Below are 15,810 nucleotides of genomic sequence, written 5' to 3'. Positions count from 1 at the left end.
GCGCCCCGTGGCCCGAATAACCCGCAAAATAAAAAACGTCTGTCCTTTGAGATAAAGGACAGACGTAACATCTGCGGTGCCACCTTTACTTGACCCCCGAAGGAGCCCTCTCACGAACATGCCAACACATGTTCTGCCCTTAACGCAGGCTCACGGTCCAGATACTCAGCTGCCGACCGCCACGTGATAACGCAGCAACCGTCAACCTTTCCCCTTTCCCTCGGCGAACCATTTACCACCCAGCATTTCTACGGGATTCCCAGCAACACCCGCTCTCTGTGAGCGCTTATGATGGCTTGACTTTCGCCTCAACGGTTTCAAGGTATTAAGTTGTGGCACGAACTATAGGGGATGCCGTCGAAGGACGCAACCCCCTTTTTCCGCGAATTAACAGTCGCGAAATATTGCCGGCAAACGGTCGGCGAACGGCTGTAGCGCAGTGTGCAGCCTATCGAGACGGCTGGCCGAACGGCCTCGTAGCCGCGCGCAACGTCCCCGCAACGCAAGAAACCCGGCGAGCAGCACAAGCCGCCCACCGGGTTTACAAGGAGGAATCGAGAAGCGTCAGCCGAAAGCGGTCGGCCTTACGCGCCCACGCCCATCGCGAAGAACGCGTAACGGGCGACCACGACGCTCGCGAACGCCAAGACGAGCACGACCACGCCCGCCGTCTTGCCCGCAAGCTTGCCGCAGCGCGCCGCGGCCGCAACCACGGAAGCGCACACAGGGCCCAGCACGAAAGCCACTGCCAACAGGGCCGTTGCGTCAAGGCCGCTGCGCTGCAGGTACAGGCCGAATGCCACGATGGCCACGCCCCATGCAGCCTGCGCTGCGACCGTCGCCGGGCAAAGCAGGCTTGCCGCCCAGTCGTCCGCCTTCGCCAGAACGGCGCACAGACCAGCGCCCAGCGCCACGTCGCCCAGGATGAACACCGGCAGCGTCGCCGCGCCGCGCCAAGCCACCAGGCCCAGGCAGTCGAAGTACGCCAAGCCGGTCACCACCATGAAGCCCACGGCAACCGCGCCGCCAACCCAACGCACCGCGCGCACAGTCTTGCCGCGCCAGGAAAGCACCAGGTCAACCACGATAACGATACCCAGCGCAATGGCCCAGTAGGACTCCTGCGAAATGCCCGACGCGGGGTTCGCCATGCCGTTCACGAAGCGCAGCGGCTGGCCCAGGTGCGCCAGCGTGCCGCACAGGCCGATGCCCAGCAGCACGACGCACACGAGCGGGAACAGCCAGGGGGTCTTCGCCTCGCGGCCGTTGCCGCACACCGCGTCGACCGCATACGCGCCCGCCGCAAAACCGGCGAACGTCGTGAACACCAACAAAGGAAGCACATGCAAAATCATGTTCACCAACCGCCTTACACGTAATAGACCGACGGGTTCGTACCCATTTCAGGCAGGTACTGAACGCCCTTTTTCTGCTGCAGCAACTTGCTCGGCTCGCTTTCGGGATCGTTCAGATCGCCGAACACACGAGCGTTTGCCGGGCACGCCTCCGCGCAGAACGGCTTTTGGCCCTCGGCGATGCGGTCCTTGCAGAACGTGCACTTGCTCATGACGTGGTGCGCGTCGTCCATGGACGGGGCGCCGTACGGGCAGGTCCAGGTGCAGTAACCGCACGCGATGCAGCGATCTTGGTCCACCAGCACCAGCCCGGTTTCCTCGTCCTTGTGCATGGCATGGGTGGGGCAGTGCTTCACGCACGCCGGGTCTTCGCAGTGGTTGCACAGCATCGGGCGAAACGCCAGGCGCGTACACGGGAACGTGCCCGTGGCCTGGTACAGCTCATCGCCGTCGAGGCTTTCCAGATGATTCCAGTGGGCAGAGCCCGGAACTTCGTTGGAAATCTTGCAGCTGATCGTGCAGGTCTGGCAGCCGACGCAGTGCTCGGTGTCGATGACCATGCCGTAATGAACTTCGTTGCTCATGTCCTATCCCCCTTTAGGCCTTCTCGACTTCGACCAGGTTGTCGTAGAACGCCGAGTTCGTCATGCTGTACGACTCTTCCGCGTCGTTGATGGCCATGCGCGTCAGGTTCTGGTAGCAGCCCTCGATGAAGTGATCGGGCGTCCAACCGCTTTGCGTTGCCACCGTGCCGGGCACGATGCCCTCGGTCAGAAACACGCGCAGCTTCATGTCGCCGCGGTCGTTGAACACGTGCACGATATCGCCGTGGGAAAGGCCGCGCTCGCGGGCGTCCTTCGGGTTCATCTGCAGCAGCGGCTCGTTTTGCACCACCTCAAGCTCGGGAATGAGGATATGCTGCGTGTGCACGTTCAAACGGTCGTGATACTGGATGTACACAAGCGGGTACTTCTTGGCCAGCCCGCCTTCGCGCGGGTCTTCCGCCGGGGGCAGCCAGGAGGGAACCTCTTCGCCAAACGGCAGCATCTTTTCCGTGTAGAACTCGAACTTGCCGGTGTCGGTCTTGTAGCCCGCGCCATCGGCGTAGACGATGGCCGGCTCGTAGATGGCGTCGGAGCGGCCGTAAATGCCCTGCTCAACGACGTCGCGATTCCAATCAAGATCAGCCCATGCGGGATGGTCGGTGCCCACGAACTGGCGAATCCATTCCTCGTCGGTCTTGTCCCAGTACTGTTCCACGCCGCACTTCTTCGCCAGCACGGTCATCATCTCGACGTCGGACTTGCTCTCGCCCAGAGGCTCGATTGCCGGCTGGTTGAACATAGCCCACGGGCTGCGGTCGATGAGGTCCCAATGCTCCCAGTACGACGTTGCCGGCAGCACGATGTCGGAGTACTTCGCCGTCCAGGTCCACCACGGGTCGGCAGTCACAATGAAGTCGATGGCGGGAAGCACATGGTTGATCATGTAATTCGAATCGGGAGACATGTTGATGAGGTTGGAGTTGGCGATCCACAGGAAGTCGATGCCCACGGGGTTGCGGTCGACCGCAGCGTTGTACAGCTGCGACGAGGGAACCATGTTGGCCTTCTTGCCCGTGTTCGACCAGTCCTTGTAGTTGTAGACCGGGCCCGTGTAGCCGGCGACGGGCTTGTTCGTGGCGGTGCCGCCTGCGTGCGACGCGCCGCCGCCTTTGACGCCGATGTAGCCGGCGACCATGGCCAGCGTCGCCACGGTGCGGAACGGGGAATACGAGTGGTTCACGCGCTGCATGCCCTGGCCCATGCGGATAGCAGCAGGCTTGGCCGTGATGTATTCCTCGGCCAGACGCTCAACGACCGCCGGATCGATGCCGCAGATCTTGCCCGTGTACTCGGGCGTGTAGCCCTTGCAGCCGTCAACCAGGTGATCGAACGCCGTGCGGCACTTCACGCCGTCGACGGTGAACGTGCCGGAAAGCGCCGGCTTGACTTCGCCGGCCTTGATGGCAGCGGCCTTCGGGGCATCCATAGCGGCGCCGGTCAGCTCGTCCCAGATCACGTACGTGTGCGCGCCCGAACCGGCGTCGCCCTGGGAAGCGGGCGTGGAGCCGATGGACGTTGCGTCGGCCGCGTCGTCGGCGGTGCTTTCGACGACCTTGCCGTCGACCATGCGCAGGTACTTGCCGTTGTCCTCGCGAATGAGGTACGGGGCAACGGATTCCTCGACCAGTTTGTCTTTCGCGTGCAGGTCGTGGCCGATGATCCAGTTCATCATGCCAAGCGCCAGGGCAGGGTCGGTCTGCGGGTTGATGCCGATCCACTCGTCTGCCATGGCCGCCGTCGAGCACTGGCGCGGGTCGATGACAATGATCTTCGCGCCGTTTTTGCGCGCGGCCACGTAGTCGCGCAGCTCGGAGGTGTGCGTGTCGGCCAGGTTACGGCCCCAGCAGATGACCAGGTTGGAGTTCAGGTAATCGCGCGAATCGTGCGCGCCGCGATGCGTGCCGAACACCATGGTCATGCCCATGGACGCACCATGGTCGCCCATGATGCCCTCGACATCCCACGTGGTTGCGCCCAGGCAGCCGGCGAAACGCGTGGGGGCTTCCCACGACAGCTTGCCCAGGTCGCCCGTGAACGAGTAGAACGACGCGTTCTTCGGGTCTTTCGCCACCACGGCGTTGAGCTTTTCGGCGATGATGTCGATGGCCTCATCCCAGGTGATGCGCTCGAATTCACCGCTACCGCGCTCACCCGTGCGCTTCATGGGGTACATGACACGCGCGTTTTCGTCCTGCACGTGCTTGATGTAGCTCATCGAGCGCAGGCACGCGTTCGCATAACCCGGACGGCCCGGCATGTTGCCCGGCTCCACGCGGATCAGCTTGCCGTCACGCACCGTGCCGTGCAGGTGGCAACGCGACGTGCAGTTCACGGTGCACACCGCGTGCACCGACTTCTCGCCGGCCTTGGCCGGAGCCTCGTCGGCAACGGCCACGCCTTCGGGCGATGCCTGTGCGCCGAATCCGAGCGCGGACGCCACCGTGATGGCGCCGACGCCCTTGATGAACGTGCGGCGGGTCAGCTTCCCGTCGCGCATGAAGTACTCCGGAGCGGCTTCGGCAGGCGAAGCGCAGTGCCCGTTCGGGTTCCCCATGGTGTCCTCCCTCGTCTTGTTAACTCGTCTTGCCTTTGCGGCTCGACGCAGCATAGGCGCGAGGGCAGGAGCCCACCACACACGGCTGGGGCGGACCACCACGGTTGGACCGCGCTCCCAATGTTCGCGGCCGCCCACAACCTTGTGGGACGGAAACAAGGCTATGTTTGCTGCGCGCGCGAACCTTCCTACCATGCAAGCAATGCGATATTCTGACGAATTGACATGGGAATGCCAGGGGATGGGGGAGCATATGGAAGCGATCAGCCTGTTCGTGCAGCCAAAACCGCTGCTCAGCAACACGATCGAGCGCATCACGAAAACCGGCGAGCTGAAGGCAGCGTCTCACGTGCTCGCACCGGGCGACTACCTGTTTCGCGAAGGCGACGACATCCGCTCGACGTTCTATATCCAGCGCGGCATGGTGAGGCTGTACAGCACCACGCCCGACGGGTATTCCAAAACCGTGTTCTTCCACAAGGCGGGCACGCTCATCGGCTTTCAGGGGTTTCAATACGACGAAAATCGCAAGCCCTCCATCCTCAACGCGCGCGTCACCACGAAAGTCGAGCTGCTTGAAATCGACGGCGCTACGTTCGGCGCATATCTGCGCGACCACGGCGACGTGTGCTACGCCATGGCGCAATACCTGTTCGAGATGATGGCGCTGCAGACGCGCGAGGCGGTCAACGCGGCCATCTACCCCGTGCTGCAGCGATTTTCCGCGTTGCTGCTGACGCTCATGAGCGAATTCAGCGCGGCGCACGCCCCGGCTATCGTGCCGTTTTCCAACGATGAGATGGCCGAAATGCTTGGCGTGCACGTAAACTCGATCACCAACAGCATCAGCGCCCTGCGCAAAGCCGAATGCGTGGAGCGGCAGCGCGGTGCGCTCGTGATCACCGATTTTAAGAAGCTGAAAAGCGTGGCGGAAAGCCTGATCGCGAACAAGCGCTAGGCGCGAAAGGCAGCGCACAAGACGGTTGTGCTCCCCAAATTGTGCACGTTATTTGTTGACAGCAAAAGAATTTTGTGATTCGCACACTTCGTACGTCAACGTTTTTACGCGCGCGCTACCATTAGAGACAACACATCGGCGTCTTACGACGCCCCCGGCATGTTCTTTGCGCCGGGGGCGTCGTTTTTTCCGTCGCCTTTCCCTATTCGAATCCGCGAGCGCATATGCGTTTGGCGAGCCTTATGGGCCGCCTTTGGCTTGTGCGCTCAACGGACGCAACGCGGCTGCGCCATGCCGCACAGATTGGAGCCGCTCATGGCTAACTGGGGTCTTACCCGAAAGCAAATCATCATGCTGATCGTGCTGGTGTTCGGCACCTTCGTCACCGTGCTGAACCAGACGGTCGTGGCGCCGGCGCTACCATCGATCATGAGCGAGATGTGCGTCGACGCCGCCGTCGCACAGTGGTTGACCACCGGATTTACGCTGGTCAACGCCATCATGGTGCCCATCACCGCGTTTCTGACCGACCGCTTCACCACGCGCCGGCTGTTCCTTGCGTCCATGGTCCTGTTCACCGCCGGCACGGCGCTGGCGGCCTGGGGCCCGAACTTCCCCGTGTTGCTTGCCGGCCGTTTGGTTCAAGCCGCCGGCGCCGGCATCCTCATGCCGCTCGTGATGACGGTGCTCATGTGGACGTTCCCCATCGACTGTCGCGGCACCGCCATGGGCGTGTTCGGCATCGTCATCGCGTTCGCCCCCGCCGCCGGCCCCACCGTCGCCGGCATCATCATCGACCAGGCGAACTGGCACGTCATGTTCTGGATCATCGCCGTGCTGTGCGCAGCCGTCATCGTGTTCGCCGCCTTCGCGCTTGAACGTGGCGGCGAAACGAACAAGGACGTGAAGCTCGACGTGGTTTCGGTCGCCCTGTCCACGCTCGGGTTCGGCGGGCTGCTGTACGGCCTGTCGGCAATCGGCAGTTACGGCGTGACCGCCGATTCGGCGGGCGGTGTCGTTATCGGCGCGGTTGCGCTCGCGTTCTTCTTCCGCCGCCAGCTGCGCATGGAGCAGCCTATGCTGCAGGTGCGCGTGCTGACGAACCGTAAGTTCCTCATCGCCACCATCATCGTGATGCTCGTGCAAGGCGCGCTGCTTGCCGGCGGCATCCTCATCCCCATCTTGCTGCAGTCCTACATGGGCTTCTCCGCCACCACATCGGGCCTTGTGCTGCTACCCGGCGCCATCGTCATGGGAGCCATGGGACCGGTCGCCGGCCGCTTGTTCGACAAGCACGGCCCGCGCGTGCTGGCCGTCATCGGCACCGGCGTGCTGGCGCTGACCACCGCCACGTTCATGTTCATGGGGCCGGGTATGGGGCTCATCACGCTCACGGTCATCTACACGGTGCGCCTGTTCAGCCTGTCGCTGGTGAACATGCCCATCTCCACCTGGGGCATGAATGCGCTGCCCGACAAGCTGATGAACCACGGAACCTCCGTGCAGAACACGTTTCGCCAGGTGGCGGGCTCGCTGGGCACAGCCGTCATCGTGTCCGCGTCCACCGTTGCCACCAACATGGTTTCCGGTTCGACCGATGCCGTGACCGCCGGCGTGTTCGGCATCCATGCGGCGTTCGCCGTGGCCACGGCCCTGTGCGTGCTGGGCTTCGTGCTGACCGTAGCGCTCGTGCGCAACAAGCCCGGCGATGAGGCGGCCGCCGACGAAGACAATGCGCACCGCTCCATCATCGAGCAGATCATGAAGCGCGACGTGTACACGCTGCCTGAAAACGCCACCGTGCTCGAAGCCATGCAACTGCTGGTGAACAACCATATCAGCGCCGCGCCGCTGGTCGACGCCGCCGGCAAGCCGACCGGATTCATCTCCGACGGCGACATCATGCGCTACCTGTCCAAGCGCGGCCAGATGATCATGGACCCCGTGGTGATGATCGTGCAAACCGTGGACGCGTATTCCGACCACAAGGACTACGCCCACAAGCTGGAGCACCTTATGGGCATGAAAGCCTCCGATATCGGCGCGAAGGGGATCATCGGCGTCAGCGTGCACGCCGACCTGCCCGAGATTTGCCGCGTGCTTGGCGAGAATCACCTGAAGAAGGTACCCGTGCTCGAAGACGGCGTCATCGTGGGCGTTATCAACCGAAGCGACATCACGCACTTCAGCATGGAGAAATACCTGGAGGAGCGCGGGGCGTAGAACGCGCAGGGACGCAATCCCCCGCGAAGCGACGGTCGGCAACGGCCGCCTGGACGCCGAACGAAAACCCGCTTTAGAGACATAAGTCCGAGGGGGCTCGGCGAGCGACCCCCCCCCTGAACGCAAAACTCCCGCTACCGCGCAATTCAATTTGCGGTAGCGGGAGTTTTTGCAGCCTGGGCCTATACGACCTATACGGCAAGGCCGACCATCAAGTGCATCATATAGAACGCGAAACGCATGACGAAGATGCCGGCGAACACCAGCAGACACGAGACAAGCAGGCGAACAAGCACGCGCTTGGAGAATGCAAGCTCACCCCCGCCGTGCGCCACCGCTTCCCTCGACACGGCATGCATCGTGAAGGCGGCAAGCACGCAACCGGCAAAGCACATCAACGCGAACACCAGCAGCATCGTGCGGTAATGCGGCACAAGGTCGGCTGCCGCGACCACCGAATTCGCGACACCATTCAATAGCCGGCCCTGCACGATATACGCGGCCATATTAGCCGCAAGCGCAATGAAGGGCACTGTCATCAGCAGCAGACCGAAACGCCCCGCAAGCGCACGCCATTGGGCGGCATACAACGTGATCGCCGCCAGCAAAGGCCCTCCCACCAGGGCATTCAACCACAACGAAATCGGAACCGTAGGCAAGCTCCAAGTGACGATGGTGTCGACGGAATACGCAAGGGACACCATCGTCACGAACGCGACGCCCGTTGCCACAATCATCGTCAGCAGCAGCCGATGCAGCCATACAAAGGGCTTGGCCGAAAACGAGTACAGCCAATACAGGCCGCTGCACGCCAACAACCCCACCGCGCTGACGACTTCGTTCGAAAGAGGGCTGGACCCGACGTGCAAAAACACGTACAGCGCATTGGCCGGGTTTCCAAGATGCGTGGCCGACGCGACAAGCCCTACCATGGTAACCACAAGGGGGATGCACATGAACGTGCTGATGCGCGCCCGCATCGTCGATTCGAGCTTCGGAAGCAACAACACCGCCGCAACCAGAACAAGGGCGATAGCGCCCGAAGGGGCGAGCGTGGTGAACAGCACCAACGTCACCTCGCCTAACGCAGTATCGAACCCGGAAATCATCAGCTCCCCCTCTTTGCAGCACTGCTCGATGCGAAACGCGCATAACACCTGCATGGTCCGGCGCGTCAGCTTGCAGCGACGCGCCGGACCAAACGATTCCTTGGTATTTTAGCGATAGAAGCGAGGCGTGACGACCTCCAACCCCAACGCCTCCTGAACGCCGTCCAAGCTTGCACGCGTTAAGCGAGCCAGCCCTTCATAGAAAGGATGCTCGGCGGCATCGGCAAGCTCGTCCAGGAAATGCCCCACCCACGTCAGGAAGTGAAGGCTCAGGAACTCGCCCAGGTCGGCGGGCTGATTCTGCGCGAGCCACGCCATAAGGGCGAGCATAAGCCCGATATGGTCCTCCGGGGTTTTCTCGTCAGCGGTTCGCGCAACGCCATGTTCGCGCATCCATGCGCGCAGCTCAAGGGCGGTCGCGCCGAACACCACGCACTCCCGGTCGGTGTACACCGAGCCCCACGGCGGCGCCGGCTTTGCGGCCGGGCCAATGAACAAGCGGCGATACTCCCACGTCAGATCATCATCCGCGGCAAAGGCACCGCCCTCTCCGGCAACGCGGCTCGGCGCCAGGCCCTCGACCATCATTGCCAGATAACGTGCGGCCTCTTTCTGGCCGGCAAACGGCCATTCCGCGCCAGCAGTCTGTGCATCAAGCGCAGCGACCGCCGCAAACTCGGCCTCTGCAGAGCCTGTTCGCGGGTCCTGCAGGAAGAACGGCGCCAGGGTGTTCCCCAGAAACGCAACGCCCTCAAGCGTCGCAGCATCAAGATCCGTCATGCGATCCTCTCCTTATCGCTTAAGGCATCCATCATAAGGCAAAGGGCGCGCCCGCAAACCGGACGCGCCCCGAAAAGCATCGACCCTCAGCGGTTAGCCGATGCACAGGCCAACGCTCAGCTGCACCGCATAGAACGCCAGGCGAGCAGCGAACACGCCCACGATCGCCAGCACCGGAGCCGCGGCGGCAAGCGCCGTGGACTTCGAGTTGCGCAGAGCCATGAAGGCGGCCGCTGCGGCAACGACCATGCACACCACGCCGATCCACATGGGAGCAGAGGCGGCGGTAACCAGGTCCGCGCCGTCGACCAGCGCGTTGCCCATGCCGGACACGCTCATGACCTGCACCAACAGGCCAACCACGCCAAGGACCAGGCCGACGACCAGCACCGCCAGCGCAGCCATCTTGAAGCCACCCTTCGCAGCATCCTCAAGCGCACCGGACAGCGCCAGCACGAGCACGCCCAGGGAAACGCCGCCCAGCAGGCTGAAGCCCAGCACGGCAACGGGAACCATCGGGGTGTTCCAGGAAACGATGGTCTCCATCATGTAGGCAGCGCCCGTGAAGCACGCGAACACGATCGCCATGACAGCTACCACAGCGGCAAAACCCTTGCGAGCACCCTCGCCAAGCTTGCCGGCGAGCGCCACGATCCAGTACACGATAGCCAGCACGGCGAACACGACGCCGGCAAGCAGCTCGTTGGACAGCGGGCTCGCGCCCAGGCCGGCGAACACGCCGAACGCATGCATGGGGCTTGCCAGATGGAAGAACGCGCAGATGAAGCCTGCCACCAACACGACGACCGGGATGGTGGTCATGCGGTCGATCTTCTTCAGCTGCTCATCGGAGAACTTCGTGGTGAAGAAAGCCACAGCCAGCGCGATGAACGCGCCCGCGCCGATAGGCGCCAGCGTGGTGAACAAAGCCAAAGGCAGCTCGGCCATCATGCTACATCACCTCCAGGGGATTCACGACTTTGCCGTCCTCGGCACCTGCGGGCAGGGCGTCGGCGGAAGCCTTGATGTACAGGTTCGGTTTCGTGTAGGTCGGCTCGGGCAGAGGCGCGATGTTCCCGCGCTCGCCGAGCTTGGCCATTTCCTCGATCGTGCCGAAGTCCAACGCGCGAGCCGGGCACGCCTCCACGCATACAGGCTTTTCACCTGCGGCAACACGCTCGGCGCAACCGTCGCACTTCACGCTGTGGCCCTTTTCGCGATCGACCTTCGGCGCGTTGTACGGGCAGGCCATGTGGCAGTAGCCGCAACCGATGCACTTGTCGGCGTCCACGGACACCAGACCGGTTTCGGGGTCTTTGTGCATTGCGGTGGTCGGGCACACCTTGGTGCACGCCGGGTCATCGCAGTGGTTGCACGACATGGACAGCGGATAGCTCACGCAGCTGCTGACGACGCAGCCGTTCGCATCGCGCTCGGTCGTGCCCAACGTCACCTCGTACACCTTGCGGAACGCGGTGCCGACGCTCAGGTCCTTGAAATCCTTGCAGGCCATCTCGCAGGTTTTGCAACCCGTGCAGCGAGTGCCGTCGAAATGAAATGCATATCGAGTCATCTCTTACTCCTCTCGTACTCGCTGCCTTTAAGCCTTCACGACTTCGCAGATGTTGGAATGCTGCGGATTGCCCTTGGCCAACGGGCTCGGGCGATGCGTGGTCAGCGTGTTGATGCAACCGCCCTTGTCCAGACGAGCCTTGGGATCGGAAGAGGACATATCCGCGTTATGCCAAGCACCCTGGGAAATGGCGACCATGCCCGGGATAACACGCGGCGTGACCTTCGCCAACAGCTCGATGGTGCCGAACTCGTTCTTCACATGGACGGTGTCGCCCTGCTTGATGCCGCGAGGCTCCGCATCTGCCGGATTGATCCAAGCCTCCTGCGGGTTGACCTCCTTCAGCTCCTCGATACCGCCCCAAGAGGAGTGCAGACGGCCGCGATAATGGAAGCCGCCCAACGCCAACGGATACTCATCGGTGGTCGTTTCAACGCCATCCCACTCGGGGATGTACGCGGGGATCGGCGCCAGCGTGTTCAGGCATGCAAGCGTATCGCCGTCGGTCAGCTCCCAGCCTTCGGTGTCTTTCAGCAGCTTCTCGGAGAAGATCTCGATCTTGCCGGAGGGCGTGGTCAGCGCGTTGGCCTCGGGATCATCGCGGAACTTCTTCATGGAAATGGTGGGGGCATATTCGCGCGTGTACACGCCCATCTTCACCGCTTCATCCCACGTGGGCAGCTCCTCGTCCTTCTCGCGAGACTTCTCGTACAGCTCCTTCATCCACTCGAGCTCGGTCTTGCCCTCGGTGAACTTGTCTTTGACGCCAAACTTGTCGGCGATAAGCTCGCACATCTCGTAGCAGGTCTTGCGCTCGTACTTCACGGACGTAGCAGGGGTGCCGGTGATGACATAGCCCCAGTTCGAGCCCGTGGCGATCTGCGAGTTCTGCTCGAAGCGGAACATGTCGGGCAGGATGACGTCGGAGTACTTCAGGGAATCGGTCATCACGATGTCGATGCCCAGGATGAACTCGCACAGCGACTCGTCCACCAGGATGTCGTGCGCATAGTTGATGTCGCCATGCTGGTTGGTCAGGCAGTTGCCCGCGTAGTTGATCATGTACTTGATACCGGTGTTCAGCTTGTCGACGTATTTCACGCCCCAGTTCTTGGCCGTCATGTCCGCGCCATGCTTGATGGCGTCGGTCCACACGAAGCACGAGATGGAGGCCTTCACCGGATTGGTGCCCGCCGGCAGGGACTGCAGCGTCGGGCTGTTGCGCGCCTCGCGGCAACCGTTGTTGGTGCCCGCCAGGCCGACCTGGCCGACCAGGCACGGCAGGGCCATGATGGACCAGGACGTCCACTCGCCGTTGCTGCGACGCTGCGGGCCCCAGCCCTGGCAGACGAACAGCGGCTTGGTGGTGCCGATCTCTTCAGCCAGCTCCTCGATCTTCTTCTCGGGGATGCCGGTGACCTTGGCAGCCCACGCCGGCGTCTTCTCCACCTTGTCGTAACCCGTGCCCATAACATAGTCGAAATAGGACATGTTCTTGCCCTTGTACGCCTCGGGCATGGTCTGTTCGTCAAAGCCCACGCAGTAGGTGTGCAGGAAGTCCATATCGCACATGTCATGCTGAATCAGGTAATGTGCGATACCCGCGACCAACGCGGCGTCGGTGCCGGGGTTGATGGGCAGCCACTGGTCGGAATGGCCCATGATGGAGTCGTTCATGCGCGGATCGATCACATAGATCTTCGCACCGGTCTTCTCGCGCAGCTGGACCCAGTCGTAATGAGTGGTCAGACCGCCCTGGCGCGTTTCGGTGGGGCTGGTACCGAACATGAGGATGAGCTTGGCATCCTCGGCGTTCTTGAAGGAGCTGCCGCCGTTGTTCTTGGAGCCGTACATGTAAGGGGTGATGGCCGTGATCTGGGCAGTGGAATAATCGCCGTAGCGATTCAGGCTGCCGCCCAGCATGTTCAGCAGTCGATTGAACGGACGAGCCGTGGTTGCGGAAACGCCGGTCGCATACGGCAGGTACACAGCCTCGTTGCCGTACTTCTCGATAACCTCTTTGAGCTTCGTGGCCGCCAGGTCGATAGCCTCATCCCAAGAGATGCGCTCGAACTTGCCCTCGCCGCGCTTGCCGACGCGCTTCATGGGGTAGTTGATGCGGTCGGGATGGTTCATCCAACGACGATACGTACGGCCGCGCAGGCACGCACGGGGCTGCGGGTCATCGAACCCGGCGTCCTTGCTCGTGCAGGTGTCCACCCACACAACCTCATCGTCCTTCACATGGAACTTCAGGCTGCAGCGGCCCGGGCAGTTGATGGCGCAATGGCCCCATGTGATCTTCTCCTCGGACTCCGCGAGCGCCGGTTCGGTTGCGCCGAACAGGTTCGCACCCGTTGCAGCAGCGCCGCCGACGGCGGCCAGAGCACCCAGCGCACCCGTCGACTTGACGAACGTGCGGCGGTTCATGCTTGGCATGTCTTGCATTGCCTCCCCCTTCATTCTTTCCTTTTCGCCTCTGTCGAAACGGCTGCGCTATCGCGCGCCGCGACACGGCTTCTTCCTTTCGCGGCCTTTTCGCCGCTCACCACCCTTGCTTCCTTGGTTGGGGCTCGTCTACCCTCCAAGCGCATTTGGTGAGGAAACCTTATCGCCTTGCCCGATCAGCCGTGTCACATAAAACGTGCGAATTTCGCGTTTGCCCAGTTCACAGGCTATCACCCTTTGCAGTATGTGACAGCCTGGACCCGATTGCGCGCTATACTGTTTTGAGCAATCGATTTCGCATTCTTGCTATGCAGCGGCGAAATCACGCAAGGGAGAAGAGCACTCGACCATCCGCCGCCGGCACCTTCAGGCGGGCGAACGGCAGTGCCCGACGACGAGGATCTCTGTGGCACGTACACGCATTTCCAACATAGCCCGCACGTTCAAGCCCAACACCGCATCGCTTGGATACGCCCTCTTTTTGGCCATCAACGCAGCCGGCGTATGGGGCGGCGTGTTCCCGTTTCTGCCCATGAACTTCCAAACCCCGGAGGTCATGTTCTGGTTCTTCTTGATGCAATCGCTCGTGTTCTCGCTATGCTATTTCGCCAGCGCCATCGGAGTGTACTACTTCCCCGGACCTACGCGCCGCTTCATGGTGATGCTTGCCAGCGCCCCTTATCTGCTTGGCTGGTGCTGCCTTATCGGAGCCATCTATCTACATGGAATCGCTCACATATTGGTGATCGCCGGCGGTGCGCTTCTGGGCCTGGGGTCTGCCGGCTTCTATATGTTGTGGCAGCGCCTGTTCGCCAGCTTCGACGCAGACCATGGCAACCATGACCTGATCCTGGGCACGGCCTATGGCGCGCTTCTGTACTTCGCCCTGTACGCCATCCCACAAGCCGTGACCGCGTTTCTCATCCCGCTGGTGTTCATGCCGCTGTTCGCGCTCGCCATCGTGCTGAAAAGCCGGCACATCGACTTGAGGCAGCCCATGTTCGAGGATGTTCCGCGCGAGCACCCGAACGTGTATAGGCGCGTGCTGCGCGATTACTGGCGCAGCGCCTTATGCGTCGGCGCCATCGCATTCTGCACCGGCGTCATGCGCTCGCTGGCCATCGGCGACCCACGGGTCGGCAGCCTTGTGAACCTGCTGTCGATGACGGGATGCCTGGTTGCGGGCATCGGCGTTTTGGTGCTCTGGCAGTTCAAGAACGTGCGGATGAACGTCGCCAACGCCTACCGCATCGCCTTCCCGCTGCTCATCAGCTCGTTTCTGGTGCTTCCGTTTTGCAGCGACGGTTATGCGCGATGGCAAGCCGCCATCCTGTATGCGGTATACAGCGTGGCCATCGCGCTCATGATGATCCAGTGCGCGCAGGCATCGCGCGACCGAGGCATCAACCCCGTGTTCATCTACGGCTTCTTCGCTGGCATCGTGTATGCATTGCACGATGTCGGGTTCCTTGCAGGCACCTTCGCCGAGCAGATACGCGTCATCGGCATGCAGCCCGATGCCGTCGTCGCGCTGGTGGCGGTGTACTTGCTCGGCCTTATGTTCTTCATCGGCCAAGGCGGCTTCAAACGGGCGCTGGCGGCAAGCCAAGCGGAGGACATCGAGCTTGTCGCAGGCGCGCCTTTGCAAATCGCCGACATCAACGAGCGCCAAACCGACCTCGATGAAGTCGAATCAGGAAGCGAAGCGTCTCCCGCGGCAAACGCCGGATGCGCGGGCCCCTGCCCTTTCAACATGCAAGATACCGGCATGTTCGAGATGAGGCCCATCATCATCGCACGAACGGATACCGAGGACGCCTCGATCGCCAGAGAACCCGCGATGGCGCCCGACAACGGCCCCCTCCCGACGGATGCCGCAAAACTCGAGAAACGCGACCATGCCCGCAGCTCCGATGCGCCCAACTACCAGGACCGCCTGTCGAAGCAGGCTGTGCTGGTTCGACAGCACTACCGCCTATCCGCGCGCGAAACCGAGGTCATGGAGCTCATCGCACGAGGCAACACCGTGGCGCGCATCGCCGAGCAGCTGGTGGTTTCGGAAAACACCATCCGAACCCACAGCAAGCGCATCTACGCCAAGCTGGATATCCACAAGAAGCAAGAGCTGGTCGACCTGCTGGAAACGTTCAATCCGAAAGACCTGGAAGATTAACCTCTGAACGAACGATGGCCGCGCATTTCGCG

Annotated in this window: 11 protein-coding genes; 3 read left to right on the top strand and 8 right to left on the bottom strand. The window is 62.2% G+C overall.

Annotation, left to right across the window (positions count from 1 at the left end; translation table 11 throughout):
- Nucleotides 1–584: 584 nt before the first annotated feature.
- The 3 genes from Q0G75_RS04610 to Q0G75_RS04600 are packed head-to-tail and all read right to left on the bottom strand — an operon-like array spanning nucleotide 585 to nucleotide 4,514.
- Nucleotides 585–1,355: a DmsC/YnfH family molybdoenzyme membrane anchor subunit gene (locus Q0G75_RS04610; RefSeq protein WP_294415700.1), complete on the bottom strand. Its 771-nt coding sequence runs from the start codon at nucleotides 1,353–1,355 to the stop codon at nucleotides 585–587.
- Between the two features lie 14 nt (nucleotides 1,356–1,369).
- Nucleotides 1,370–1,939 carry a 4Fe-4S dicluster domain-containing protein gene (locus tag Q0G75_RS04605; RefSeq protein ID WP_294415701.1) on the bottom strand — a complete coding sequence of 190 codons (570 nt, stop codon included), beginning with the start codon at nucleotides 1,937–1,939 and terminating at the stop codon, nucleotides 1,370–1,372.
- Between the two features lie 13 nt (nucleotides 1,940–1,952).
- Nucleotides 1,953–4,514, bottom strand: coding sequence for a molybdopterin-dependent oxidoreductase (locus tag Q0G75_RS04600; RefSeq protein ID WP_294415703.1), 2,562 nt, complete (start codon nucleotides 4,512–4,514; stop codon nucleotides 1,953–1,955).
- 253 nt (nucleotides 4,515–4,767) lie between these two features.
- Between Q0G75_RS04600 and Q0G75_RS04595 the strand changes: the two genes are divergently transcribed.
- Both Q0G75_RS04595 and Q0G75_RS04590 read left to right on the top strand, forming a co-directional pair.
- Nucleotides 4,768–5,472: a Crp/Fnr family transcriptional regulator gene (locus tag Q0G75_RS04595; protein WP_294415705.1), complete on the top strand. Its 705-nt coding sequence runs from the start codon at nucleotides 4,768–4,770 to the stop codon at nucleotides 5,470–5,472.
- 315 nt (nucleotides 5,473–5,787) lie between these two features.
- Nucleotides 5,788–7,695 carry an MDR family MFS transporter gene (locus Q0G75_RS04590; RefSeq protein ID WP_294415707.1) on the top strand — a complete coding sequence of 636 codons (1,908 nt, stop codon included), beginning with the start codon at nucleotides 5,788–5,790 and terminating at the stop codon, nucleotides 7,693–7,695.
- A 191-nt stretch (nucleotides 7,696–7,886) separates the two neighbouring features.
- On the opposite strand, the gene Q0G75_RS04585 is transcribed toward Q0G75_RS04590, so the two are convergent.
- The 5 genes from Q0G75_RS04585 to Q0G75_RS04565 form a co-directional block, all read right to left on the bottom strand.
- Nucleotides 7,887–8,858 carry a DmsC/YnfH family molybdoenzyme membrane anchor subunit gene (locus tag Q0G75_RS04585; protein ID WP_294415709.1) on the bottom strand — a complete coding sequence of 324 codons (972 nt, stop codon included), beginning with the start codon at nucleotides 8,856–8,858 and terminating at the stop codon, nucleotides 7,887–7,889.
- Between the two features lie 54 nt (nucleotides 8,859–8,912).
- A complete protein-coding gene (gene dmsD / locus Q0G75_RS04580) occupies nucleotides 8,913–9,584 on the bottom strand; it encodes a Tat proofreading chaperone DmsD (RefSeq protein ID WP_294415710.1) in 672 nt (223 codons plus the stop codon).
- Nucleotides 9,585–9,677: 93 nt separating this feature from the next.
- Nucleotides 9,678–10,535 (bottom strand): DmsC/YnfH family molybdoenzyme membrane anchor subunit, encoded by an 858-nt coding sequence (locus Q0G75_RS04575; protein WP_294398960.1) that lies wholly within the window; start codon nucleotides 10,533–10,535, stop codon nucleotides 9,678–9,680.
- A 1-nt stretch (nucleotide 10,536) separates the two neighbouring features.
- Nucleotides 10,537–11,157, bottom strand: coding sequence for a 4Fe-4S dicluster domain-containing protein (locus Q0G75_RS04570; RefSeq protein WP_294415711.1), 621 nt, complete (start codon nucleotides 11,155–11,157; stop codon nucleotides 10,537–10,539).
- Between the two features lie 27 nt (nucleotides 11,158–11,184).
- Nucleotides 11,185–13,605 carry a DMSO/selenate family reductase complex A subunit gene (locus tag Q0G75_RS04565; protein WP_294415713.1) on the bottom strand — a complete coding sequence of 807 codons (2,421 nt, stop codon included), beginning with the start codon at nucleotides 13,603–13,605 and terminating at the stop codon, nucleotides 11,185–11,187.
- Nucleotides 13,606–14,011: 406 nt separating this feature from the next.
- Here Q0G75_RS04565 and Q0G75_RS04560 point away from each other — a divergent pair, with 406 nt between their 5' ends.
- A complete protein-coding gene (locus Q0G75_RS04560) occupies nucleotides 14,012–15,778 on the top strand; it encodes a helix-turn-helix transcriptional regulator (RefSeq protein ID WP_294415715.1) in 1,767 nt (588 codons plus the stop codon).
- Nucleotides 15,779–15,810: the final 32 nt, after the last annotated feature.

Origin of the sequence: uncultured Senegalimassilia sp. (assembly GCF_934636665.1) — a bacterium.
GTDB lineage: Bacteria > Actinomycetota > Coriobacteriia > Coriobacteriales > Eggerthellaceae > Senegalimassilia.
Note: the sequence above shows the minus strand (reverse complement) of the source record. Positions and strands in the feature narration are given on the sequence as shown.